Annotated in this window: 20 protein-coding genes; 5 read left to right on the top strand and 15 right to left on the bottom strand. The window is 33.2% G+C overall.

The annotated features are described in order from the left end of the window. Nucleotides 1-100: 100 nt before the first annotated feature. From ACSAMO_RS08580 to ACSAMO_RS08530, 11 genes are all read right to left on the bottom strand, one after another. Nucleotides 101-1,021: a class II glutamine amidotransferase gene (locus tag ACSAMO_RS08580; RefSeq protein WP_499209134.1), complete on the bottom strand. Its 921-nt coding sequence runs from the start codon at nucleotides 1,019-1,021 to the stop codon at nucleotides 101-103. Next, a complete protein-coding gene (locus ACSAMO_RS08575) occupies nucleotides 1,021-2,124 on the bottom strand; it encodes an amidoligase family protein (RefSeq protein ID WP_499209133.1) in 1,104 nt (367 codons plus the stop codon). The genes ACSAMO_RS08580 and ACSAMO_RS08575 overlap by 1 nt, the downstream gene beginning before the upstream one ends. Nucleotides 2,125-2,136: 12 nt before the next feature. After that, a complete protein-coding gene (locus ACSAMO_RS08570; protein ID WP_499209132.1) occupies nucleotides 2,137-2,430 on the bottom strand; it encodes a DUF960 domain-containing protein in 294 nt (97 codons plus the stop codon). Nucleotides 2,431-2,500: 70 nt separating this feature from the next. Next, nucleotides 2,501-3,889: an ATP-binding protein gene (locus ACSAMO_RS08565; RefSeq protein ID WP_499209131.1), complete on the bottom strand. Its 1,389-nt coding sequence runs from the start codon at nucleotides 3,887-3,889 to the stop codon at nucleotides 2,501-2,503. 531 nt (nucleotides 3,890-4,420) lie between these two features. Next, nucleotides 4,421-7,381 (bottom strand): type III restriction-modification system endonuclease, encoded by a 2,961-nt coding sequence (locus tag ACSAMO_RS08560; RefSeq protein WP_499209130.1) that lies wholly within the window; start codon nucleotides 7,379-7,381, stop codon nucleotides 4,421-4,423. Continuing rightward, the gene (locus ACSAMO_RS08555) at nucleotides 7,378-7,896 is read right to left on the bottom strand and encodes a super-infection exclusion protein B (protein WP_499209129.1); all 519 of its coding nucleotides are present in this window, start codon (nucleotides 7,894-7,896) and stop codon (nucleotides 7,378-7,380) included. The genes ACSAMO_RS08560 and ACSAMO_RS08555 overlap by 4 nt, the downstream gene beginning before the upstream one ends. Before the next feature lie 9 nt (nucleotides 7,897-7,905). Beyond that, on the bottom strand, nucleotides 7,906-9,822 hold the full coding sequence (locus ACSAMO_RS08550) for a site-specific DNA-methyltransferase (RefSeq protein WP_499209128.1): 1,917 nt from the start codon (nucleotides 9,820-9,822) through the stop codon (nucleotides 7,906-7,908). After that, entirely contained in the window at nucleotides 9,823-10,482 is a 660-nt protein-coding gene (locus ACSAMO_RS08545; protein ID WP_499209127.1) for a hypothetical protein, read from the bottom strand. Beyond that, nucleotides 10,479-11,180, bottom strand: coding sequence for a DUF4391 domain-containing protein (locus ACSAMO_RS08540; RefSeq protein WP_499209126.1), 702 nt, complete (start codon nucleotides 11,178-11,180; stop codon nucleotides 10,479-10,481). The genes ACSAMO_RS08545 and ACSAMO_RS08540 overlap by 4 nt, the downstream gene beginning before the upstream one ends. A gap of 10 nt (nucleotides 11,181-11,190) precedes the next feature. Beyond that, the gene (locus ACSAMO_RS08535; protein WP_499209125.1) at nucleotides 11,191-14,916 is read right to left on the bottom strand and encodes an SLOG family protein; all 3,726 of its coding nucleotides are present in this window, start codon (nucleotides 14,914-14,916) and stop codon (nucleotides 11,191-11,193) included. Between the two features lie 113 nt (nucleotides 14,917-15,029). After that, nucleotides 15,030-17,396, bottom strand: a complete 2,367-nt coding sequence (locus ACSAMO_RS08530) for a hypothetical protein (RefSeq protein WP_499209124.1) — start codon at nucleotides 17,394-17,396, stop codon at nucleotides 15,030-15,032. Between the two features lie 238 nt (nucleotides 17,397-17,634). Here ACSAMO_RS08530 and ACSAMO_RS08525 point away from each other — a divergent pair, with 238 nt between their 5' ends. The 4 genes from ACSAMO_RS08525 (at nucleotide 17,635) to ACSAMO_RS08510 (ending at nucleotide 21,934) form a co-directional block, all read left to right on the top strand. Next, nucleotides 17,635-18,279 (top strand): hypothetical protein, encoded by a 645-nt coding sequence (locus ACSAMO_RS08525; RefSeq protein WP_499209123.1) that lies wholly within the window; start codon nucleotides 17,635-17,637, stop codon nucleotides 18,277-18,279. Beyond that, a complete protein-coding gene (locus tag ACSAMO_RS08520; RefSeq protein ID WP_499209122.1) occupies nucleotides 18,257-20,083 on the top strand; it encodes a DNA primase family protein in 1,827 nt (608 codons plus the stop codon). The genes ACSAMO_RS08525 and ACSAMO_RS08520 overlap by 23 nt, the downstream gene beginning before the upstream one ends. Nucleotides 20,084-20,184: 101 nt before the next feature. Beyond that, nucleotides 20,185-20,322, top strand: a complete 138-nt coding sequence (locus ACSAMO_RS08515) for a hypothetical protein (protein ID WP_499209121.1) — start codon at nucleotides 20,185-20,187, stop codon at nucleotides 20,320-20,322. 43 nt (nucleotides 20,323-20,365) lie between these two features. After that, entirely contained in the window at nucleotides 20,366-21,934 is a 1,569-nt protein-coding gene (locus ACSAMO_RS08510; protein ID WP_499209120.1) for a recombinase family protein, read from the top strand. 95 nt (nucleotides 21,935-22,029) lie between these two features. On the opposite strand, the gene ybiA is transcribed toward ACSAMO_RS08510, so the two are convergent. The 3 genes from ybiA to ACSAMO_RS08495 are packed head-to-tail and all read right to left on the bottom strand — an operon-like array spanning nucleotide 22,030 to nucleotide 23,579. Continuing rightward, a complete protein-coding gene (ybiA, locus tag ACSAMO_RS08505) occupies nucleotides 22,030-22,503 on the bottom strand; it encodes a riboflavin biosynthesis intermediates N-glycosidase (RefSeq protein ID WP_499209119.1) in 474 nt (157 codons plus the stop codon). Then, nucleotides 22,503-22,919: a hypothetical protein gene (locus tag ACSAMO_RS08500; protein WP_412332424.1), complete on the bottom strand. Its 417-nt coding sequence runs from the start codon at nucleotides 22,917-22,919 to the stop codon at nucleotides 22,503-22,505. The genes ybiA and ACSAMO_RS08500 overlap by 1 nt, the downstream gene beginning before the upstream one ends. A 12-nt stretch (nucleotides 22,920-22,931) precedes the next feature. Then, the gene (locus tag ACSAMO_RS08495; RefSeq protein WP_499209118.1) at nucleotides 22,932-23,579 is read right to left on the bottom strand and encodes a DUF3990 domain-containing protein; all 648 of its coding nucleotides are present in this window, start codon (nucleotides 23,577-23,579) and stop codon (nucleotides 22,932-22,934) included. Between the two features lie 288 nt (nucleotides 23,580-23,867). Here ACSAMO_RS08495 and ACSAMO_RS08490 point away from each other — a divergent pair, with 288 nt between their 5' ends. Beyond that, nucleotides 23,868-24,803, top strand: coding sequence for a DDE-type integrase/transposase/recombinase (locus tag ACSAMO_RS08490; protein ID WP_118446734.1), 936 nt, complete (start codon nucleotides 23,868-23,870; stop codon nucleotides 24,801-24,803). Nucleotides 24,804-24,890: 87 nt separating this feature from the next. On the opposite strand, the gene ACSAMO_RS08485 is transcribed toward ACSAMO_RS08490, so the two are convergent. Continuing rightward, complete coding sequence (locus ACSAMO_RS08485; protein ID WP_147364962.1) at nucleotides 24,891-25,220, bottom strand: hypothetical protein; 330 nt, start codon at nucleotides 25,218-25,220, stop codon at nucleotides 24,891-24,893. Nucleotides 25,221-25,244: the final 24 nt, after the last annotated feature.

The raw sequence follows: 25,244 nt of genomic DNA, 5'->3' as shown, positions 1-25,244 counted from the left end.
CATACCCTATTGACACATAAAAAATAGTGCCATTAGAGTTGGTTTTCGGCTTTTGGAACGTCCCAAAAGTTTTACCCACCCTAACGGCACTGTTTTAGTATCAAGTGTAAATCATTTCTTCCAATTCCTCAAGCGTATATCCGGCGTTGTACAATTCCTGTATCACTTCCGGATCTTCACCGTACATTGCGGCAACGGTCTTTATATCTTCGAGATACTCTTCCGCATAATAATCATCATATCCTGTATCAACATAGCAATCGCAATCGTAATCGTACCAATGTCTGCCGTATGATTCGGTATAATTAAAATGACCTCTTTCACGTTTGCCGTTACTTTTGATTTTCAGAATATCGCCCTCATTAAGAATGATATGCTCATACTTGCCATTCTCCAAATCTTGAAACAGTTCCGAATCAACCAACGCTTTCCATAGTATCTGTTTTGTCGAGGCGATCACATAAACGCCTTTATCCTTAAAATGAATTAATGAAATCGGGCTGTCGCCTTTTACAAGGTACAAATTGTTTTGATTATCAAGTATATTAAAGCTAAAACTTCCCTCTATACTTTCAGCCATAAATTTTATCGTTTTGAAATTAAGTGCATTTTTGTATTTTAACAGTTGCACCGCAACGAATGAATCTGTTTCAATTTTGCTCTTAAAGTTATACTTCTTCTGAAGTTCTTTATCATTGAACAGTACACCATTATGAGCAAGTGCAAACTGACAGTTCTTCACCTTTTCACTCCATGGGTGATTGTTGTAGTTCTTGCTCTTATCACCTTGTGTACTGTGTCTTGTGTGACCGATTACTGCATTAACAAACTTGGGAATATTCGGATTAAACTTATACGCACTTACCGCACTTTTGTTTATCTTCATATTACCCAAAATCGAATATGCAACACCTGTTGCGTCTGTACCACGTTCCGCACTTTCCATTCCAAGCAAATCCACAAGTTCATTCATATCTTTTAACTTATCCTTGTAACTTAATACTCCATATATTCCGCACATTATATTTCCACCTCATTTCTTATCGGTTCATTGACGTAAAGTCTTTTTTCTTTCAAATAATTAATCAACTCTTGTTTGTCGTCTGCTATTCCTTTTACGAAATCAAGCCAAGTAAGACTCTGCATAAATTCGTCGGACAAAGAAATAGCAACCTTACAGATTTCATCTACCATCTGTAAGGTTGCTATAAATGTGCTGTACTTTAAAGTACCTCTGAATATTCGCATTTCTATTGTTGCATCATTTTCAAGATTAACCGCCGCATATCGTCCCATATGTGAATTTTTTGCGTGCTTCAATGTTTCTTTAGGATTGATTATTCCGCCGCCGTAACGTCTTGCCCAATGTTCTGCTTGAGATTCCGTTCTTCGACTGAATGTTAAGATTTCATTCCAGAACTTCTCGTAGAAGTAGAGAATCTTCGCTATTGTTGCCTCTTGTTCTTCATAATTCGCTCCGAGTGCATTTCGGCTTATATGTACATGAAGTCCGCAGGTTCCGGCTTGGTGACTTAGATATCCTTTGGCTACCGCTTTGTTAAGAATCGATCTCCAAGGCATTTGATTAATGTGATAGTCAAGTGTCATTGGATGTGTTACACACTCAAAACCATCATCAAGTGAACCGTCATGTTTGATGTACATATGCTCCTTTTGAGCATTTGCAATGTCAAGTAATTTACTTGCACAAAATTCATTTTCACCACCATCATCAAGTTCAAGTTCCACGCCCAAATATCTCGGGCCGTCACCATAGAATATCGGTTCTGGTTTATAGTAATAGTCGTGAATTATCTCGTCCATGTCAAAACACTCTCTGCAATACGGGTGGTCATGATATTCTTCATCTTCATGATAACAAGCATCATCATAGTGTATAACCGCATCACATCTTTCACATCTGACATAATCTTCATCATAACAAGTTTGGCACAAGTCACCATCTGCCGAATCATCATTCCAGTGTCTGTCACCGCAATCACGGCAAATAAATGTTTCACGTCTTAAACACGCCTCACATAAATACGATTCATCAAAATATGTTAATTCTGATACGTCATGTTCTTCGTGACATATGTCACAAGTGTATTTTTCCTCTTTCATCTTTCGTCCTCCTCAATATTCCTCTGCTTTCAGCATTGTCGAATGTGTTTTATCGTCAATCACATAAACTTTACCCACAAAAATAGGAGCACCTTGTAATTTAATAAGATACTCCATTTTATACTCCGGCATTTCTTGTGAATGCACGATTTTCTGCATACCGTCATACTCTGACAGTTCAAATACTTGCAAGTAATCCTTTGATTCAACTTTCATTGTATCAACCATATTCCACATCATACATTGTAATACAATAGGTACTTCCTCATTTACTCCGCAAGTACAAAATCGTTCGTTCTGGAACATATAAATTTCACCTCCGTGTTTTTTATTACACAGAGATATTATATATTTTTAATGTATGACTTTACGTTTTTCACTTCAACATATCAGCATAGGTTACGAGTGACACATTTCCGAGTTCATTCGCCTTATCAATACATCCTTTTGTGAACCCGGACTTTGAGAACAAAAACAAATGCACATTAATATATGAAAACAGCTTACTGCGTTTTATCAATGTTTCAAGCACACCAAGATCGACTTTTTCATTAGTCCATTTACATTCACCGAATAAAGCCGTCTTTTTGTCCTGTTCGCCCATTATATCAATTTCTGTCTGTTTCTTTTCAATAGGATCGTTTCCCCACCAACGACCAAGTTCCGAAAACTCAACCGGCGAATTACCATCAAGAAGCAGTTTCCAAAGATACTGTTTACAAATTTCCTCAAACACAGCACCCATATATTCCGAAAGTTGCGGTTCGATACGCCTATACACAATATCAGCCGCACCACGCATTATAACAGAATTATTATTAGGAACAAATCTATACCAAAATCTGAACATATTATCTTCTATTGAATATATAGATTTTCGAGATGTTTTCTCACCATACGGAGTTTCCTTTTTTACAATCCCCAAATTTATCAAACTCTTAAGATAATTCGCACAAATATTACTGTCCTCACCGACTTTATTTGAAATGTCCGACATTCTCGACGCACCGACCGCAATAGCGGTTATAATCGCAGTATATATAGACGGCTCTCTCACTTCTTGCTTTAATAAATTTGTCGGCTCTTCATATAGGAAAGAAATCGGATTCAAGTAAGTATTTTTTATATTATCTTCAATGCTTAATCTATCATCCATTTGTAACAAATACTGAGGTGTTCCGCCCACAATACCATACGCAAGTGCTTTGTCTTCATCCGAAAAATTCTTAAAACATCTGCACGTTTCCTCAAAACTAAAAGGTTGTATTTTCATTTGTGCAGTTCTTCTGCCATAAAGCGGTGATTTATATGCCAACACTTCATCTTCCATATACGACATTGACGAACCGCATAAAATAAGCATTAGTTGTGATGTGTCTTTATATTTATCTATAAGCAGTTGCAAAGTTGATGCAAGACTTTTAGATGAACGTGCTACATATGGATATTCATCTATTACAAGTATTAATCTTTTTCTTTCAGAAAGCTTAAATACATATTCAAGTGCAGCTTGAAACGACAAAAAAGAAGTTTCCGCCTCAATGCCACTGCTATATTCAATTATGCTTTTACTAAAGTTTTCGAGATTTTGTTTTTCATTACTCTCAACACCCATAAAGTAAATCGATTCTTTATCATCTATAAAATGATTTATAAGTGCTGTCTTTCCGACACGTCTGCGCCCATATATAACGGCAAATTCAAATTTGTTTGATTCGTATAATCTGTCCAATGCCGCTACTTCACGTTCTCTGCCAATAAACATCTTTCTCACTTCCGTTCTTTTTGTTTAAATCAGTATATCACAATTTATATTTTTAGTCAATTACGTTTTACTCATTTACGTTTGAGTAAATTTTATCTTAGTAAAATTCAATTATTCACTTATACATTATTTACATGAATAATCGAAAGGGGGTTTTCTGTATGATACGAACGATACTAAAAGGAATTAAAAAAGTATTGCTTATGCTTTGGTGAGGAGGTGTTTTTAATGGGTAAATGGATACTGATTTCTCTGTTGCCGATTACTGCTCTAATGTATCTTTTCGGCAGAAAAGAATAACGTTATAGGGCTTGATTCTGTCAAGCCCTATCTGTATTCATAAATTTATTTTTTTATTAAGTTTCATTATGTTTAAGTATATTTTCAAAATTCTCAATATCCTATTCTTTAAATGAGTTGTTCGCCTTATTTATGTTAAATAAAAGTGGACGGAATTAAATTCCGTCCACTTAATCAAAAATTTCTACATTATTCAATATTTGCACAAACCTTATGCTTGTACACACTTAATCATATATCTTCTATAAATTCATCAAAATCATCAATAGGTCTAAATACTACATCATTGCCCAACGCTTCAAAGTGTTTAGTGCCACACATAATTTTCCCATGTTCAGCCCGTCTTAAAAAATCAATTTGGATATTGCCTTTTGTTTCAAGAACAAAATACAACTTTTGTTCTCCATCCTTGTCAATCAAAACAGCCCAGTCAGGATTATAACTTCCTAATGGAGTCGGTATTTTAAACCAATCAGGAAGTTTTGTATAACATTTAACATCCTCACAATTTTCAAATCTGTTAGCAAAAACCTCTTCATTTTGACTGTCAAACACAACATATTCAAATGCACTGCGATCACTTTTAATCATATTATGAGAAAGATAACCCCATAACTCTTCTGATTCAAACAATTCTTGAGCATAAAATTCATCATCGCCGATTTTGGTATATTTTATTCCATCCACAATAAATTCACGCATTTTTTGAGATATAATTTTAAAAGTTTCTTCCATATATTTCTGAGGATTCTTCTTAAATAAACTAAGTGTCTTACTACCGACTAAAATTTCAACAATAGTTTTTCTTGTAAGACTGGTTTCATTTTGTAGATAAGTAATAATATCAGGTAATGTATCTAAATTATCATTTGCAACTATACCTTGACGTACAGTTTCTGTTGTATTTATACCTCCGATATTAACAGTTGCTTTTGCTTTGGTATAAATCAACTTTGGCGAAGAAATATGAAGTTCCTTTCTGAGTGCAATCTGACATTCTTCCATCAATTTATTACTGTCAAATTTAACAGCATATGTAGTTTTGTATTTAATTCTGTCCCATAACGCTTTAAAATCATCACTTAAATATACTGCCTTATTAAGATTAACCTTTTTACGTTCCTCGCTCGGTCTGATTTTAAGTTTTCCTACTGCCTTTTTACATATAGCTATTATATCTACAGCACTTTTTGAAAATTCCTCCGGAATATCAACAGTCCCAGCTAAAATATCTTTCTTTAAAGATTCTTGAATTTTACCTTTATTATCAATATACCCCACACTTTCAAAATGATTATAAATTGTTTCAGATGCAGAATGTCCCAAGTATTCAAATTCACCGTTATCTTTCTTAACAGGGATATTAGCAAAACTATGAGACTCAATAACACCAAATTTAATTTTTTGATCTGTCTCATATTCTTTTTGTAGTTTATCGGCAAATTCTTCATAACTTTCATTTGCCATTACCGTTAATGTATTTATAGCAAAACCATGAACTCTTTCACCTTTTTGATTAACACAAAGTCTTAAACCACGACCTATTTCCTGACGTTTTTTAACATTTGAACGTGTTTCGTTTAATGTACATATTTGAAACACATTTGGATTATCCCATCCCTCACGCAATGCGGAGTGCGAAAAAATGAAACGCAATTTACTGTCAAATGACAATAACCGTTCTTTATCTTTCATTATCAAATTATATGCTTCATTATCAGCTATTGTATTTCCGTTAGTATCTTTATATCCTTTTTTATCCTTCGAAAAATAACCGTCATGCACACCTTCCGCTGGAGTATCGGTATCAATTTCTTTAAATAACGTATTATATTTAGGTTTTCTTATTAGATCATTATAGTGTTTCTCGAAGAGTTTGGCATAAATACCTTTTTGACATTTTCCGTCTTCATCATAATACCTGTAATTTGCCACCCTATCTATAAAAAATAAACTCAAAACCTTTATACCTTTTGGATTCAAGACAAGTTCCTTGTTAAGATGTTCTTCAATAGTTTTTCTTATTTGCTGCTCTTTAATAGCCAAATCGTCAATATCGCCAATAGGTTTTCCTATACGCAAAATGTCCTCTTTACTTGTAAAATCGACATACTCACTGCCTTCTTCGCAATATATTTCATTTACAATATAGCCTTCATAAATATCACGATTACCCAGTTTTCTTGAAGATAAGTCGTCGCCCTGATGTACAGTTACTTTCTTCCTTTTTACCTCACCTTTAACATCAGCATCAATTTCTATTTTAGCTGAAATCGGTGTTTTTTTATTGTCAACAGAGATCAGCTTCAAATAAGCATTATTGTGATAATCCTTACTTACAAAACTCGAAACTTCAATCTGCTTTACAAGTGCCAAATCAAAAGCATCAACTGCATCCAATTTGTATATAAGATTATGCTTATCCACATGTGTAGCAGAATAGCGAAGAGTGCATAATGGATTTAGGGATTTGATTGCCTCTTTCGATTTCGGCGTGGTATCAACAGACTGCGGTTCATCAATTATAACAATAGGATTTGTTTCTGCAATGAGTTCGATAGGTCTCATTCCATTCAGCTTGTCGCTTTGTCTGTGAATAATGTTTGCCTTGCTCTCTTTAGTCTTGTCTTCAAACGATTTTCTGAATGCATCTATGTTAATAACCATAATTTCAATGTTATCACTTACCGCAAACGAACGAACCCCCTCAGGGTCCGAACTGTCATATATAAATGAATTGAAAACAGTATTATTATATAAATTTTTAAATTCATCAGACATTATCTCAATAGATTTTTTCACGCCCTCTTTAATTGCAATAGACGGGACAACAATAATAAACTTAGAAAACCCATATTGTTTATTAAGTTCAAAAATTGTACGCAAATAAACATAGGTTTTACCTGTTCCTGTTTCCATTTCTATGTCAAAATCATATTCGTTCTTTTTTAAACTCAACGTTTTGGGAAGTCCGTTTCTTAATTGAACTTCCTGCAAATTTTCTAAAATTTCATCATCTATCAGTTCTAAGTAGTTTCCGATACCGTTATTTGTATCAAACAATCCTATTTGATTAGAATTTGAAGAAACCGTAAAGTTGGATTGCTTAGGCGTTTGCCCTTTAAATAAATCCACAACTGCAGAAATAGCCTCTTGCTGATATTGTAAATTATTATCAAATTTAAGTTTCACTGTTTATTCACCTGCTTTTTAAAATGCTTCTCAATAATATTAGCTGCCCAAGGTTGCACAATGTATTTTACCGGCATAGTACCATCATAATACAAAAATGTATTTTGGGGCGGCGCAGATATTATTCCATTTGTTTGTAGATAAAGTGCCGACTTTGTATTATTAGGAACTATAATTGCCATATTCTTTCGGTACATATTATATAATAAATCATATTCATCTGAACTGGTATTATTTAAAATACTTATTAAATATTTTTTTCGATTTCTGCACTTTCGTTTAATCAAAAAAATATCTTTTATCAAACCTAACAAGAACAACAATAATACCGACAAAGAAAGAAGAAACGTTATTCCTATAATAGTTCTATGTTGCTCCGTTAAATTATTCAAACCAAGAAGTGCAAGGATTTTTTGTGGTAAAAAGAGAATAAGCCCAGATACAATAAGTAAAGCTCCAAACACTATCTTTGTTGGAACTTTTAATTTTGATAAAAAATTAAACAGTCCATCCATTCTATTACCTCATATCGTTATAAACTCTTCAATTCCGGCACTTTTCAATGTTTCTTTTATACTCATTTGTGTACTGTCATCTTTGAAACAACCGTCTTTAAATACCGTACGCATTTCCTCAATGTTGTTTTGCTTTTTATATTCCACAATAAAATCTGCAACATCTTTTGAAACCCCTTCCGCAACGCAGATAACAAGCATACCAAAAGCTATTGAGTAGATTTTTTTATCGCCATACGAAAGTTCTTCCACAGGATATGTCAAATCAAGACCATATTTAAGCATAATTTCATATACCAAATCAAGCTCACTTCTGCCGTCTACAAGATTATTTATACTGTCTACAAACGAATCTTCAAGGTCATCAAAATCGGGATTCCATTTTTTGATATTTGAAGTGTCAAGTTTGAACACCTTAAATCCTACATCAACAAGTTTCTTTTCTTGTTCGTCAAGAGCAATTTGTTTGTTGCTTTCAATTATTTCCGCATTAATCTTTTCTCCTGCACGTCTAATTCGTTCTTTGCCTGCTTCGCAAATATTTTTATATCCCGCTTTGTATGCTTCACTCTTTTCATCGGTAGGTTCCGGCAACTGAACGCAGATAAACTTTCTATTCCCTCCATCTTCCGCATTTAACTGCATAACTGCATGAGCAGTTGTAGCAGAGCCTGAGAAAAAGTCGAGAATTATTGAATCAGTTTTTGATGCAATTTTTAACAAATGTAGTATCAGACCAACTGATTTTGGATATGAAAAAACATTAGTCTCCATAATTCCATTAAAATCTGCTGTACCTTGTCCGTTTAAAAATTCTATCAGTGCTCTGTAAGGAATAGTTCTTGTATATAAATCGCCATTATTGTCCACGTATTGATATTGTTTGATATAAACTTTCCATTTATCCGAAATTTTTTTAAATACAATATAATTATTTTTTAAACCCCATTCAAATTTCTCTTTACTCCATCGCCATGTATTCGGTTTTCCAAACATATCACCTGAATAAACAGCTGAACCATCTGGCATCGTAATTGGATAGTCCATTTTTTCAGAATATGAGCCTTTATAATCTAAATCACGCAAATAATATTTTCCACGTTCATTAACGTTTTCATCAGCGAAACGATATTTATCATCATTTTCTGTATCAACAATTTCTTGATTTATATTAGAATTAATGATTTTTTTTGCATAGCATAATATATAATCAAATTCAATTGCAATTTTTCTGCTATCATGTGCACTTCCGGTTTTATTTTTCCTCACAAAATTGCATACAAAGTTGCTTTCTCCAAACACCTCATCACAAAGTTTCTTTAAATTAGCTTGCTCATTATCATCAATGCTAATAAAAATAACACCATCATCTGCAAGCAAATTTCTTGCAAGTCTTAAACGCGGATACATCATATTAAGCCAATCGGTATGGTATCTTCCGTTAGTATCCGGATTTGTGGTGATTTTCTTTCCTTCGCTGTCCACTTGACCGGTTAATTCAAGATAATTTTGCATATTATCCGTATAGTCATCCGGATAAACAAAATCATGTCCTGTATTATACGGAGGATCTATGTATATCATTTTTATTTTACCGTGATATGATTTTTGCAAAAGTTTTAAAACCTCTAAATTATCACCCTCAACATAAAGATTTTCGGTTGTGTCCCAATCTTTGCTTTCTTCTTTACAAGGGCGAAGTGTTCCCATTGACGGACTTTGAGCAAGACGCAGTGAACGTCCTTTTCCGTTCCAAGAAAAATTATAACGCTCATCTTCATCTTCTATATAATTACCTAACACTTGTTGTAATTTTTCAAAATCAACTTTTCCCTCACAAAATACATCAGGGAAAATTTCTTTCAACTTTGCAATATTTTCTTCAGCTATATCCGGCGTTTTACCGTCTAATTTTGTTTCAATCATTTAAAATGCCTCCTTTGAATTTCTAAATACTATATTAAACTTTTTTTGTTTAAATGAAATAAATTCATCCTTATATTCTAAATCGAAATCCATAATTATCTTTTCTGTATATTCATATTCAAAAGGATTTTGAATTAAAAACTCAATTGTAATACGCAAGTCTTCATTTTCATCTTTAATTTTCAAATGAGAATCAAATTTATACTCCGTATCACAATCTACAAACTCTTCCATAGCCTTTTGTAAAATAATTTCTCCATTTTTTTGCAATGTTACAAGTCTTATAATTCCAAATGAGTTTCCTTTGTTTATAAAATCAAAACACATATTTTCGTCACACTTCAAAGTTGTTGTTTTAGGAACTAAGTATGCGATTTGTTTTTTGCTATTCATTGCCATTATTGATTTATTTACTTCATTTGCTCTATTGTTCTGATATATAGCAATAACACCTAATAACGCTGTGCTAAAAAAAGAAAGTATTGTTCCATAAAATTGTAATGCAGAACCTCCATTCCAATCAGTATGAAACCATATAACCTTTGTATAGAAATAATTTATTGCTAATGGAACACCAAATACAATAATTATAATACTGACACTAATTATCAACCATACCCATATTTTTTTATACCATTTTTTACTTGTTTTTTTATTCATATAACTCTATTCCCCAAACTCAAAACTGTACCCTTTTCCTGTTCCAGTTTCTTAATTTCGATATTTATTTCAATACGTTTATTAAACTGAGTTTCTTTCTTCATTTTTGATTTTAGCGCTACAATTTGATTCTCTATTTCTTCCAATTTATTTGTCAATTCTCGTGCCTGTTCACCGGTTAATTCATCAGTTTGAACAATACATTTTGCATTATGTACCGATATGCAATCAACCATATCCGAATACAGTGCATAAAAATTTGTCATATTCATTTCAGAAACATCAAACCAACTTGTATCTGTTTCCCAATCTGTAAATACAAATTCGTCAAGCACATTTTTGCTTTCATCATTTTGGTTTATTCTCTGATGTGCTGTCCACAGCTGAACCTTATCTTCAAATTCAAAAACAATCAGCATTGGATACGGAATAGACTTCATAATTATTTCTGCAATTCGTTTTATTTTTTCGTCCTTATAAACTTCCACTTTAAACACATTTATCATCGGATACTCACGAACATCATCTTTATAAGGTGATATATTTATTTTATTTGGAGTTATCTGATACATAAGTGTTATCTTTGAAATGTTATTCGTAAAAATAGCCTTATCACCGCTTGTCAAATCACCGTATGTATAAAAGTTCTTTTTAGCTATGAATTGCTCGATTTTGCAATTTTCATTTATCCCTAACAATGTTCGTCACCTACTTTATCACCAAGAAACTTACCAATTCAAAATCTTCAATTCCGTCAAAGGTTTCATCAGAAACAATTCCGCCGCCTTTTGAGAAAAGACTTGCAATTCCGGCTTCCTGTTTTTTGCCGATAAGATTATCAATAGCATTTTCAAGCAAGTCTGAATATATCCCCATATTTTTGCCGTCCTCAGTGGCGTTGTTAAATTCATCGGCAAGTTCTTTTATAACCTCTGTATGACCCTTGCACAATTTTTTATAGCAGTCCAAAATCTTTTTACTCTGAACGAAATTCATAGTCGTTTCGCCGTTTTCCTTTACATATGCAAGGTAATACGGATAGAAAGCATTCTGTTCCTTTGTTTGCGCTCGTCCCTCAATCTGTCTTAACGTGAATATTACTCCCGGCTCAATAGTATCTTTGAGATTATCCGGAATACTTGCTATTGCATACATTCCCATAGGTGCATTATCCAGTTTTTTTCGGTTTGTTTTCATATATTCCATAAGGTCTATTTTAAAATCATTGAATGTAAGGTCTGTAATAGAAATATTTCCTGCAATATCTTCCAAATCGACAACTTCATTTTTCAGTTTCATCAACTGTTTCTTACGATATTCAAGATCCTTCTTTTCCTTGCTTTCATCAATAACATTATCATCGCCCGTTGCAGATACATCTAAAAGCACCATTCTGCCTTTTACTCTTTGTCCAAGATTTATGTACTCATCAAGTTCCATATTAGGCCAAAAATTCACAAGTTGAATATAGTCATTGGTACTGCCAAGTCGGTCTATACGTCCAAAACGCTGAATTATGCGAACAGGATTCCAATGGATATCATAATTTATAAGATAATCACAATCCTGCAAGTTTTGACCTTCCGAAATGCAATCTGTTGCAATTAAAATATCAATAGTATCCGTCATTTCAGGAAATACCTTATTCATTTCTTTTGACTTCGGTGAAAACAATGTCAGTACACTGTTTAAGTCGCTTATTCTTATTTGATTCTTAAGTTGTTTGGGTATCGGCACTGTTGATTTATTATCTCCGGAACCGGTAACAACAGCGGTATATTGTCCATGTTCAAGCATTGCCGGAGCAATGTTTCGATACAAGTAATCTGCAGTATCCGCAAACGCAGTAAATATAATTATCTTTTTATTATCTTTATTTATAGGATTCAACTGTTTTTCACGTATAACCCTTTTTAATTCCAACAACTTTTTATCCCTATTCGGATTGACCTCTTTTGCCGCCGCAAGAATACGTTCAAGTTTTTCTTTATCAGAAAGTAAATCTTGTTTCCAACGAATCAAGTCCATATCCTGAAGCAACACTTTAACTGTATTGCCGAGCATTAAATCTTCAAAATCATTATCATCAAGATCTATATCATTTATAGAAAGATTTTCTTTTATCTCAAATTTGTTTTGCTCAATTCGTTCAAGTGTAAAATTAATCTTTTCTATAATTCTCTCAACTGTAATTCCAAAAGAATGAATTGAACTTTCCATTCTTTTAAGTATACCTACTCGCATCAAATCTACAAGACTGTTTTCACGGTCTACTTGTCTAAATATCGATTTTCCGTCGCCAACCTTTACATCATATTTTTTTCCGTATTCCATTCTCTTTTCAGGCAACACATAACCAAGCGGAGAATATACGCAAAGAGTTAGTTTCTTAATAAGTTTATTGACATCCTCAATTTTCGGAAATTCATTTTCCGTATCTATATCTGGATATAAGTTTTTCGGAGACAGTCTTTCCGGGAACTTACCTATTTCCGCAAGATTATAATATTTCTCTATATGTCTGCGTGAACGTGCAATCGTAACAGTATCAAGCAATTTGAAATAGTCAAGATCCATCATTTCAACAAACCTATCTGACGTCCTCTTTTCTTCCGGCAAAGTCTGCCACTTATTAAATACCATCTGCGCCTTTTTCAAAACATTTTCAACATTTGGTACACCGGCATCTTGGAAAAGATTATTATTTCCCTCCGTTATAAAACCTATCTGATTCTTTATATCATTCATACGGTTATTGACAGGAGTTGCCGAAAGCATCAAAACTTTTGTTTTAACACCCTTTTTTATAATATCATTCATCAATTTTTCATAACGAGTAGTCTTACCCTTTACCGGATGATTATTTCTAAAATTATGGCTTTCATCGATTACAACCAAATCATAATTAGACCAATTTACAGTCGCAATATTAACATCTCCCGATGTTCCGCTTTGGCGTGATAAATCAGTATGATTTAATACAGTATATCCGAAACGATCCTCCGCAAATATATTTCGTGTATCATTCTGTGTAAAAATTGTCCAATTTTCACGCAATTTTTTCGGAGCAAGCACAAGTATTCTTGAATTTCTAAGTTCATAATATTTTATAACCGCAAGTGCTGTAAATGTTTTTCCTAAGCCTACACTATCAGCTAAAATACATCCGCCCCACTTTTCCATTTTATCAATAACGCCAAAAACTCCGTCTTGCTGAAACTTATAAAGTTTATTCCATATTAAAGTTTCTTTAAAACCGGTCTTAGTCTTTATTATGTTTTCTTCTGTAAGTTCGTTTAAATTATCATAAAATAAGTTATATAAAGTTATGAAATATATAAATTCAGGTGGATTTTCTTTATATAATATTTGCATTTGTTCCAATACTTTTTCTTTGACATCTTCGACCGTCATATCATCATTCCATATTTCATCGAATTGATGTAAAAAGCTTGCAGTCATTTCTTTTCCATAAATACACATATTACTGTCTATTCTGTTTGACGGAGTAATTCCCAATCCATCAGTTGTAAAGTCCACTGTTCCGTTTATCATTACCGCATCTTTTGGATTGTCAACATGTATCATTCTCGGTTGTGCAGGATTCGGCTTTTTTAAGGATTTTATATCCACCTTTTCTCTTATCCATTTTTCACACTCTTTAGCGATTGAACCTTGTTTTAATTCATTTCGTAATCTTATCTCAAACTCATTACCGGAAATATCTTTTTCTCCATTATGATCTATATAGTATTGACGAAGTAACTCATCGTCTTTTTTTACAAAAGTTGGTTCCTGAAATAAGAAACGCATATGACTAATACGTGATAATTCTTTTTTTAATTCAGCATAGGCATAAATAGTAAAATATGCTGAGATAACTGATAGACTTGATCCTTTTCTAAGTGCATTTTTAAGTTCATCTACCACTTTTTCTCTCTTATTATCTATTGGTTTTGGCATACGAAGTTCAGGAGTAATGTTGTCCCATAAATTCACTACCGGAATACCTTTTTTATTTGCATAATCAACTGTATATTCTGTACCTCCATATCTACCGTCATAATAACATATGAGTTTATCACAATTATCAACCATGTATTCATTTCTTTTATAGTATGTATCGTAACTGAATTGATTTGACAGAACAACTTTTTCATCTGCATTATTTGCAATATTCGAATACTTTTCCCCGTGTTCCCTGCCATCATCGAAAGGAATAACACAAATCAATTTAATACTATATGATTTTTTTAGGTCTAAAACAATTTCTGCAGACATCAGATCAAAGCCTTCTGCCATACCACACAAAAATGTATCATATCCATCCTCAATACACTTATTAACTTCTTTTTTTAATTGTATTCTTATTGGATCCACATTTTCGGGCAACTTCTCTGTTCTATATCCACTGAATGCTATTGTTTTTCCCATAACATATTTTCCTTTCGTAGCAAATTTAACGTTAAACTATATTTCTATTATATCACATATCTTACCATATTCCAACGGTATTTCGACAAAAAACAAAACAATTTCACTTTTTATTACAGTAATTTCTTTTCTGCTTTCTTCCTCCTCTTTTCATTTTCCACAGAGGCGAAATATTTTTCGAAATATTCGGTATGAACTTTTGTTATGGCAAGTTTATTATCTATAGCATACTTATAGACATCATTCCAAATACCATACAGATGTTCGGAAAGTTTATTTACATATTTATCGCCTTCTTCTCTACTTTCCTCAACAGTCTTTATGCTCCAATTAATAATATCTCCTATTGTACAAATGCTTGCCAAATACGCAGATATTTCTTCCATCATCCGTTCAAACTTTTGCCCCAAGCAAATACACTCGTTTATCCATTCAGTATTTACGTCTTCAAATTCTTCTAACCATGCATAACCATCATATCTAATAAATGAATCCTTTACTCTTACCGATAACCTCATATCTTTATCTATGTTTTTATATCTAAATGTTTCCGATAACATAACATCAGTGTAATTGTTCTCTATATTCAGCATGCCGGAGCTATTTTTTCGAAACCTATCGGTTATAAAAACGGCAAATTCATTTATATCCAAATTTTTTTCTAGTTTCTTTTTTTCACGTTTTTCTTTTCCCTGCTGTTCCTTTTCAAAATCCTCTATTTTCTCTTTTTTTAAATTTTCTTTTTTTGCTTCATATTTACAAAAATTATCACACCCGTTACAATTATGCTCACAATGATTGCTAATATAATTGGCAACATATTTTTCAATATTTATTTCAGTTTGAAGATACAACCGTTTTAAATATATCCCAAGGAATACAGGATATGAACTGTAATTTGTCACATTAACTATATACTTATATCTATCTGCGTTATCATAATGACGTATTTCATTAATTTTATTTCTAAAATTCTTATCTTCATACATCTTAATACTAATCACCGAATCCAACATAAAGTTAATGGGCTGAAATATTCTTTCAAATTCATATCCGCCAATACAGTTAATCATGCTTTTATATTCCTTATCTTTATTATCTTCCCTATAATTCGAACTGTCATCTGTCAACATATCATCGATAAATAATCGTAATCTATTTATTTTTTCCCCATTGATTTCAATTCTGTTTCTTGAGGCACGCAACGTTTTAGGTATACTGCTTTGTATGTTATCATTATTTTCCTTTTTCTTCAGTATGCTGAACAAAGACAATATATTGAGTTTATTTTTTTTATACACATCTTCATTGCCTATACGTTCTTCCTCATTTCTAAAATCATAATTTTCACCGTAATAAACATTTTTAACAACTTTTTGAAAGTGGTCTTTAATATCATCTACGATAATCGTTGCAGAATTTATGTGTTTTGTTTCGCAATGGTTTTTCTTATATATCCAAATAGCAAAATCCTTTATTATTTCATCAGTAAATTCTGAAAATTGATTATTTATTATCAGAAATTTCATATATGGAAATCCATCAAAAGAAAAATTACTTTCTTCTCTCTGAGAGAAAAAATTCTCAATAATATATTGACGTATTTGTTGTTCTATATCTTTTTTGGGATTTTCAATATGTACTTTCTGTTCGTGTTTCCATGTTCCTACCCAGTCTTTATGTATTACAGACATAATATCTACTATATTTTCAATTTGAATCGTATCTGTCTTTTCATCTTTCCTTATGCACAATTCTTTATTAAAATAACGATAAAATATTATATACACAAAATACATAAGCATTATCGAAAATAATGTATAGTCATCTTTTAATATATACTTTTTTATATACTTACCTTCTATATTTTCTTTTCTGCAATACTTTTGTATATAATTACAATCGGCATTTTTTATTTCTTTGCCAAAATAGGCTGTATCTTTCTTTTTCAATCTATTATCCATTGACTCAAATACAGCCATGAACATCATGATAGATTCTGACATCTTAAATATCTCATTTTCATCTAGGGTTTTAATTTTAGGTGTTTTATCCAATTTAAAATTTATCAAATTATTTTCTAACCAATTAAACATTTGGCTTCCTTTGATTTTCCAATTTTTTATTGGTTTTCTTTTTTGTATTAAATATAAATAGTATTTAATCTCTTTATATGGAATATTTGATGTTACACATAAATAACCAAACAAATGTTTACCTAAATCAGTTAAACTTACTTTAGTTTTCTCGTTAATCTCCTCTTTTACAAACAATCCGTCTTCATTTGTAAAATTACATTTTAGATACTGACGAAAACCCTCTTCGTATTCTATACGTTTTTCATTATCTTCATCGCTATCCAGTTCACAAAATTTCTCTTCATATTTTATTTCCTCATCATCATCCACTTCACACAATATTTCTTCATATTCTATTTCTTCTTCATTATCCGGTTCACAAAATTTCTGATTGTCTTCCATTCTTAGCACCTCTATTTTCCTAACATTTTCTTTGAATTGTAATATTCTTGTATTTTTTATACTTGTCCTATTACATACTATCACTAAATCTTCAATTATGCAATATTTAATTTTAAAAATATTATATAAAGCACTTTTTGCTTCTTGTAGGCATATTTTTATTGATGTACAATTGTAACTGTAAATATCGATATTACAACGCAAACATTCCAAGGTAAATAGAAAGGATAAAATTAAAATGAAAAAAAGAGATAAATTAACTAATTCCGATTTGAAAGCTATTGAAAAAATTATCGCTAAGTCAAAAAACACAAAGAACTTTTCGTGCATGACGGCAAAGATCGTAAACACAAATTTACCTAATGCGGAAAAATGCATCTATGATAACTCTGCTGTTGTCTTAAGATTTGGACAACTTTCGCCTTTAACAAGGTTTGCCATTTTTGCTCAATCGGGAGATTCATTCATTGCCATTCAGCAGCTACAGGAAGCTAACGAATCCAATCTTTATCCTCCGTGTCAGGCCAATATAGATTTTAAACGACTGGATTTGTTCTTTGACTGCTCAAAGCAGAGAGCGATTTTTATGGTCGATGAAGAAGTAGTAGAGTTTTCCTCTTTGTTGTTTGTTATCGATCCTGTAACAGACACGAGTTGTGATCTCAACAAGCATTATACCTTGTCGTCCGGCTACTACTCAAATGGGCAACAAGCGATGTTTTTGGATACTTCCCCTTCCGCTACAGCTGCTTTTGACCTAGCATTGACTCATTTTTCGGAATATCTGGCATCAGAAAATACAAAACCTATAGCAATTAGCGAAAACATCGACACTATATTTAAACCGGAGGATATACATCATGAAAAGCATACAACCATTTGATTGGAATCAACTTACAAAAAACACTTGGGATGATATGCGAGATGATGGCTTTAAGCCATCGTCCCATTCCCCGATTATCGATCACGAGATACAAAATGATATTGATGAGCTTATGAATTCAGCAACAGTCGCTGAAAGTGACAACTGGATTTCTGCCAATCATTTTTATAATTTTGATGATGAAGAGGACATTGATTTGGATATTGATATTGACGCTTTAATGTCGTCCACGCTACCTTTGGAGGAAAATGACGATTGGGCTCCACCGCTACATAAAAATTTTAATGATGATATTGATATCGACACTTTAATATCAAATACATCGCCTTCAAACGAAAATGATGATTGGGAGTTACCGCCTCATGAAAATATCTCTACCGAAGATGATAATACAGAAAATCTATCAACAGATATTCCAAAAGTGTTTGATGATCTTCTTCAGAAGAAATCGGAATCCGAGAATATAGGTAAATCAGCTGGCAAAGTTGATATTATTAATTCAAATGACTTATCAAACGATTACTATGCTGCACAATATTTTTTAGAAATATTTGACTTTATGTATTGCAACGAGGATTTGAGAATTTTTAAACATCCGGCTTACCGGTTATTAAGTCAAAACGAATTAATTGCAACACTAAAAGAGGTAGCTCCTGCAGAATTAAAAGACCGATCAATATCATTTTGGAAAAAAGTTGTCGAACAACTAAAAACAACAGCATCGATACAACAATCACTGGACGAACTGGATTATCCTAATGATCTTGTTGTATTTCAAAACGGTTGCTATGATATAACATTAAAGGAATTCCGCAAAGCTACACCTGAGGATAAATTCATAAATTACAATGACATCACATACAACCCCGATAATGCCGATAATAACCATGTCACCAAAGCATTTTTTAATCAAATTTCGGGTGGGGATAAGGATTTATTAAGGGTTCTTTGGTCCGTAATAGGGGCAATCCTTGCACCAAATGCTTGTTTTAAAAAATTCTTTTATTTGTATGGTAAACCGGATACCGGGAAAAGTGTATTCGGCAGCTTATGTGAACACTTAGTAGGGATTAATAACTGCTCTCACATTTCGCTTGAGCAGTTCAGCAACAGCAAGTATTCCTCAGCACGTTTATACAACAAGATGTTGAACACTTCGCTTGACAATTCCTCCTCAGTTTTAAAAAACTTGGGCGATTTAAAAAGATTCACGAGCGGCGGCAAAGATTATTTGGAGACAGAAGTAAAATATGGAGGGTTTCATAAGTTAAGACCCGACCATATAAAGTTACTGTTTGCTTCGAATTCATTACCACTGGTTTCCTCCAAGGAAGATCCAAAATCAATTCGAAACAGAATTCTGATTGTCCCATTTATGAATACCGTTCCTGCTGAAGAGCGAAATGAAAATCTTTTGCAAGAACTATTGTTGGAAAAGGATTATATAATCAAAAAAGGACTTTCAGCTTATAGAAAGTTGCTTGGCAATAATTTTGTATTTCCAACTTGTTCGGCATGTGAGGAATTACTCAACAAATCATTTGGGGTAGTAAATACTGCTGCTATAGACAGTTTTCTAAAATCGGATTACTGTTTGCTGGGTGATGAATATATATCTCGCGGTGACGAAATATACAGTGTATTTCTGGATTTCTGTCTGAATAATAACTATCCTGTAATACCAAGGAATTCATTCATATCAAGACTAAAGGAATATACCAATATAACACCCGTCAGACGACCGATGGATAATAAAACAGTTCGTATGCTACAGGGTATTGCAATAAACGATAACATGGTTTAAGTTTTAGTCCGGTATACCGGTATGACGGACTAAAAAACGTATAGTAACAAATTTCAATAATTTATTATTTCAGTGAATATATTATACAGGAGGTGGAAGTTATGTCAAAGACATGTACTTACAACATCAAAGTCAACTATGCAAATCGTAACGAAAAGGAGCGTAAATACACAGTCAACAAAAAATTGACAAACGTAATCCTAACAGAATCGGCTGTCGCATACATACAAAACAGATAAAACAAAGGGCAAGGTCTAACCTTGCCCCTAAGGAGGTGCAACGATGAATTCCATTCAAAAAGCAGCATTATATATGCGACTGAGTAAAGAGGACCTTGACAAAGGTAATGCCGAGAGTGAAAGTATTCAAAACCAAAGAATGATTCTTGATGAATACGCATCTTCACACGGTTGGGAAATTTACGGCCATTATATTGACGAAGATTTTTCGGGCAGTGACAGAAGTCGTCCCGACTTCAACCGAATGATTGAGGACGCAAAAAACGGCAAATTTAATATTGTACTTGTTAAAACGCAAAGCCGTTTTGCGAGAGATATTAAGGTTGTCGAGGACTACATTCACAACCTTTTCAAAGAGAAAAAAATCCGTTTTGTTTCTGCACTTGAAGGTATAGACACCATGCGTTCCGATTCAGAGTTGAGCAGTCATATCCATGCGGTTTTTGACGAAACACAGCTTACACTGTTATCGCAGAACATACGCAGAAGTTTTGATGAAAAAGCGAAAAGAGGTCAGTTTTTCGGTTCAATGCCGCCATTCGGCTATAAAAAGGATCCAAACAATAAAAATCATCTTATCATTGATGAGGACGCCGCACCGGTAGTGCGAATAATTTTTGAAATGGCGGCGGCGGGCAGTACATATATGCAAATCGCTCAACATTTAAACAGTTGCGGTTATCTTATTCCGTCCGAATACAAAAAACAACAGGGCTACAAGGTAAACGGTATGTACGACAGACATACGAAAATCGGTAAATGGACTCGTGATATGGTCCGTACTTTTATTGCAAATGAAGTATATATAGGTACGGTTGTGAATCATAAAAGCACTGTTTTAAATTTTCGTACAAAAAAGAAAGGCAATGTGCCAAAATCCGAGCATATAAAAATTCCGAATATGCACGAACCTATAATTGACATAAATCTTTGGAATACCGTGCAAAAAATGCGTCAAACCCGTCGCAAGGCCTCAAGCGGAAAAGACGGCAAAAAACACCCTCTTTCCGGCAAAGTCTATTGTGAAAAATGCGGTTCAAAAATGTATAAATGCAAATCGGGCGGTATTTCATATTTCAGATGTTATCGTGCGTCGTCAACCGGTGAATGTGACAATCATAAACGCATACGTCTTGATATGCTTGAAAAAACTATCATTGACAAAATTAATGAAACAATTTCACAGTACGTCAATCAAGATGAATTGAGCGAAAATATTGTTATCATAAATCGTCTTGATAAAAAACTTGAAAGTTTAAAAAATCAACGCTTTAATATTGAAAAAAGCTTGGAGGTAACACGCAAAAATTTGCTTAATTTGTTGAAATCATATAATGACGGTGTGGTTATTCGTGAAATATACGAACAGGCACAAAACGATTATATGGAACAACAAAATGCCACAAAAACAAAGCTAAAAAATATTGATGTTGAAATCAATGACGTGCAGACAAAAATCGAAAATCAGGAGGATAAAGAAGAAATTTTGAAAAAATATACTCATATTGATAAGTTGACTATTCCGATAGTACAAGAGTTTATCGACAGTATTTTTATCAGCGAAGTCACCAAAGACGGTCAGCGTAATATTACTATCAATATGGCTATATAATTAATTTTACCTATTTCTATTTTACATCTACTATATTTGTATTCACTAAGAGGTGCAGAATTTTCTGCACCTCTATTTTTTCTATTTTTAAGAGTTTACAACCGTTCACGAACCATCATCAAGGCATATCCAAGCAGATTTTGCCCTTTCCATTTGTCAATTTTCAACCTATCCGGATCGTTCATTGACAAACCTATACCCCATATTCTGTCCTTAACTGCACACTCTGCCAAAATTGAGTTATCGGTTGCTTTGAGTTTTGTTTTCAAATCTTCGTTCTGAGAAAATTTTGCAGTCAACCCTTCAAATACAACTATTTGACGAACCCCATTCCAGTAGCTCTCGTTATAATTTGCAACAAGTCTGCCAAAAGCTTTTATTTCAGCCACATCATCTGTTGCAAGTATCTTGTTTGCCATGTCCTTATCTCCAAAACACACAGCTTTTTTATACATCATATATTGTTCCATTGAGGAAAAGTCTACATCATTCACTGTAAACTCGCTCGGATACCAATTACTCAAATATCCGTTTTCCTCATTTGGATTGTGAAAACAAACAATTGTCATTATATTTCACCAACTTTTTTAACAGCTAAATCAAGTTCCAAATCGTGAAGTCCGCCGTACGCTTTGACCAAAAAATCTACCGGAACTTTTTTTACCACTTCACTGCTTGGAATATTATAATACCATTGATAATATGCGTAAAATTCGCCTATCCAATCTGGCATAAAGCCTTCAATAGCTTTACCGTTTTTCAATTTAAATCCATCAGTTTTGCAAAAATAGTCCCATAATTCCGAGGCGCTCATTGTATTCACATAGGCTTTAGCTTCATCAATGCTTCTTCTTGTTTTGCTTGTCATATAAGTGTTGATAAAATCAAAAGTATCCTTATCAGGATAATTCTGTGATACAAGGTCAAAAAGCTTTCCTTGATTTTCAACAACATCACTTAAATATTCTTTCGGATATGCCGGCATTTCAATCACCTCTCAAATCAATGTGCTGAACACATTTGTTACCTTGTTGATGTCCGAATCAACAAGCTCATGCATATTTTTTCTTGCATTTATATCTCTCTTATTGTACTTTTCGTTAAATTCATTATAATCAACGCAAATCAATCCATCCTCTATCTTAGTCAGTTTTGAATAAGCAAGTTCAGATTTTATGCAATATTGGATACCCAATCCGCCAAGCGATAACAATTCTTCAAGGATTTCAATATCAATGTTGTCACGCACAAATTCTTTTGCAATATAAAAATATGACGCATTGGCTCTCCACCCTTTTATAACATCATATTCGCTTGTATCAATCCCATATTTCGCAATAAACTTTTTAGACAACATCTTATAACGCCTTGTATCTGCGGCATCTCTATGTTTCATCAGCTCTGCAAGCCATGAAAGAACATTATATTGCTGAAAGTCCAATACTTTCAAATCTTTAGTATCCAATTCAAACTTATGAACCCAACCGTTTGTTTCGTCCGGCCTGCAAACAGCCCATTCTTTAGCAAGTTCAACATTTTCGGTAAGATAAAAACCTTTTCCGTAATCGTGTTTGGTTTCGCCCAAGCCATATTGCGGCACAACAACCTTGTTAAAACTACCGTGATATAAAACTATTTCTCCCATTTACTCTTCCTTCCTAAACAAACATCTTTTCAAGTCATGATTTTTAGTTTTTTCAGTAAAAGTGTAAGTATATATATTATAACACATAAATGTTATTTCTTCAACAATACAGTCGATATATCAAAGTAATATCTGTGTAGGTTTACAATAGATGTGTTACATTCCAAAATATTTTGTTACGAGATAAACTCATAACAAAATATTTCGGCAAAAAAAAGAATAGCAAGTGAAACTTCTTTGTGTTATAGTTAATTCACCACAAAAAAACAAACAAAGGAGTCACTTGCTATGAATACTATAACACAAACTATGAGATTTAGACAAGCATTAATTAAATATTCTTTAAAACACGGTGTAACTAAAGCTGCAATTCGTTACAAAGTAAATCGTCAATATGTTTATCGTTGGCGTAAAAGATATGATGGAACTCTGCAATCTTTAGCCGATAAATCACACAGACCTCATCATCATCCAAATCAACACACACCGGAAGAACTAAAGCTAATCGCTAATATGCGCAAACGAAACCCACATGCAGGCTTAGTTGTCTATTGGATTAAACTTCGTCAAAGGGGTTATTCTCGCTCTATAACCGGTCTTTATCGTATTCTACGCAAAATGGGACAAATGGCTATTAAACCACCTAATCCAAAATATATCCCAAAACCCTATGAGAAAATGCTTTATCCCGGACAAAGAGTTCAGATAGATGTTAAGGTTGTACCTACAGCCTGCATCGTCGGTGATGCGACAGGTAAGAAATTCTATCAATACACTGCTATTGATGAATACTCTCGTTTCCGGTATTTAGAGGCTTTTGAAGAACACAGTTCTTATTCATCAGCGGTGTTTGTGGAACATCTGATTAAAGCTTTTAAATTTCCAATAAAGTGCATACAAACAGACAATGGCATGGAGTTTACTAAAAAGCTTTCTGTTGGCAAGCAAACTCCAACAATGTTTGAAAGAGCATTACAAAGACATGGCATACATCATAAGCTTATACGTCCATTTACCCCAAGACACAACGGCAAGGTAGAACGTTCTCACAGAAAGGATAATGAATACTTCTATGCTACGCATAAATTTTATTCATTTGATGATTTTGCAAAACAACTAAAGGTGCATAACTATAAATACAATAAGTTTCCCATGCGTCCTCTTAACTGGCATTCTCCACAAGAGTATATCAATGCTTTTGTTAATGACGGTGAAATTTTTTAGAAAATGTGTAACACATCATTGACAAACCTACAGGAATGAAATACCTGATTTATCAATAAATATTGATTTTAAATTTGTTATGTGATACTATAAAGGAAATAAAGATTTTACGACAAAAAAAGATGGTCTATTTGGGGTGGGGGCTGTTGCCCCTACACATTCTTTTTGAGGGATACAGAAGTCATATGACGGAATAAGAAGTTGAACGTGGCGTTCGATTTTAATTATGGAGAAAATACCCAAAGATACGAACACACGTTTTGCCTCATTGCCTGTTACGAACTGATCGTCAAACACTCTGCAAACCGATGCAGGCACAGACGCCAAATCGAAATCATCGTCACAGCAACAAGATTTTCTGTCACGTACATCAACAAGCTTTGCACCCAATGTTATCGGGTCTACCACCTCTACCACGGACCACAAAATGCAAGATCAGTT

Source organism: Ructibacterium sp. SJQ-7 (assembly GCF_054696575.1).
The sequence above is the reverse complement of the archived record's forward strand: the minus strand, read 5'-3'. Positions and strand labels throughout refer to the sequence as shown.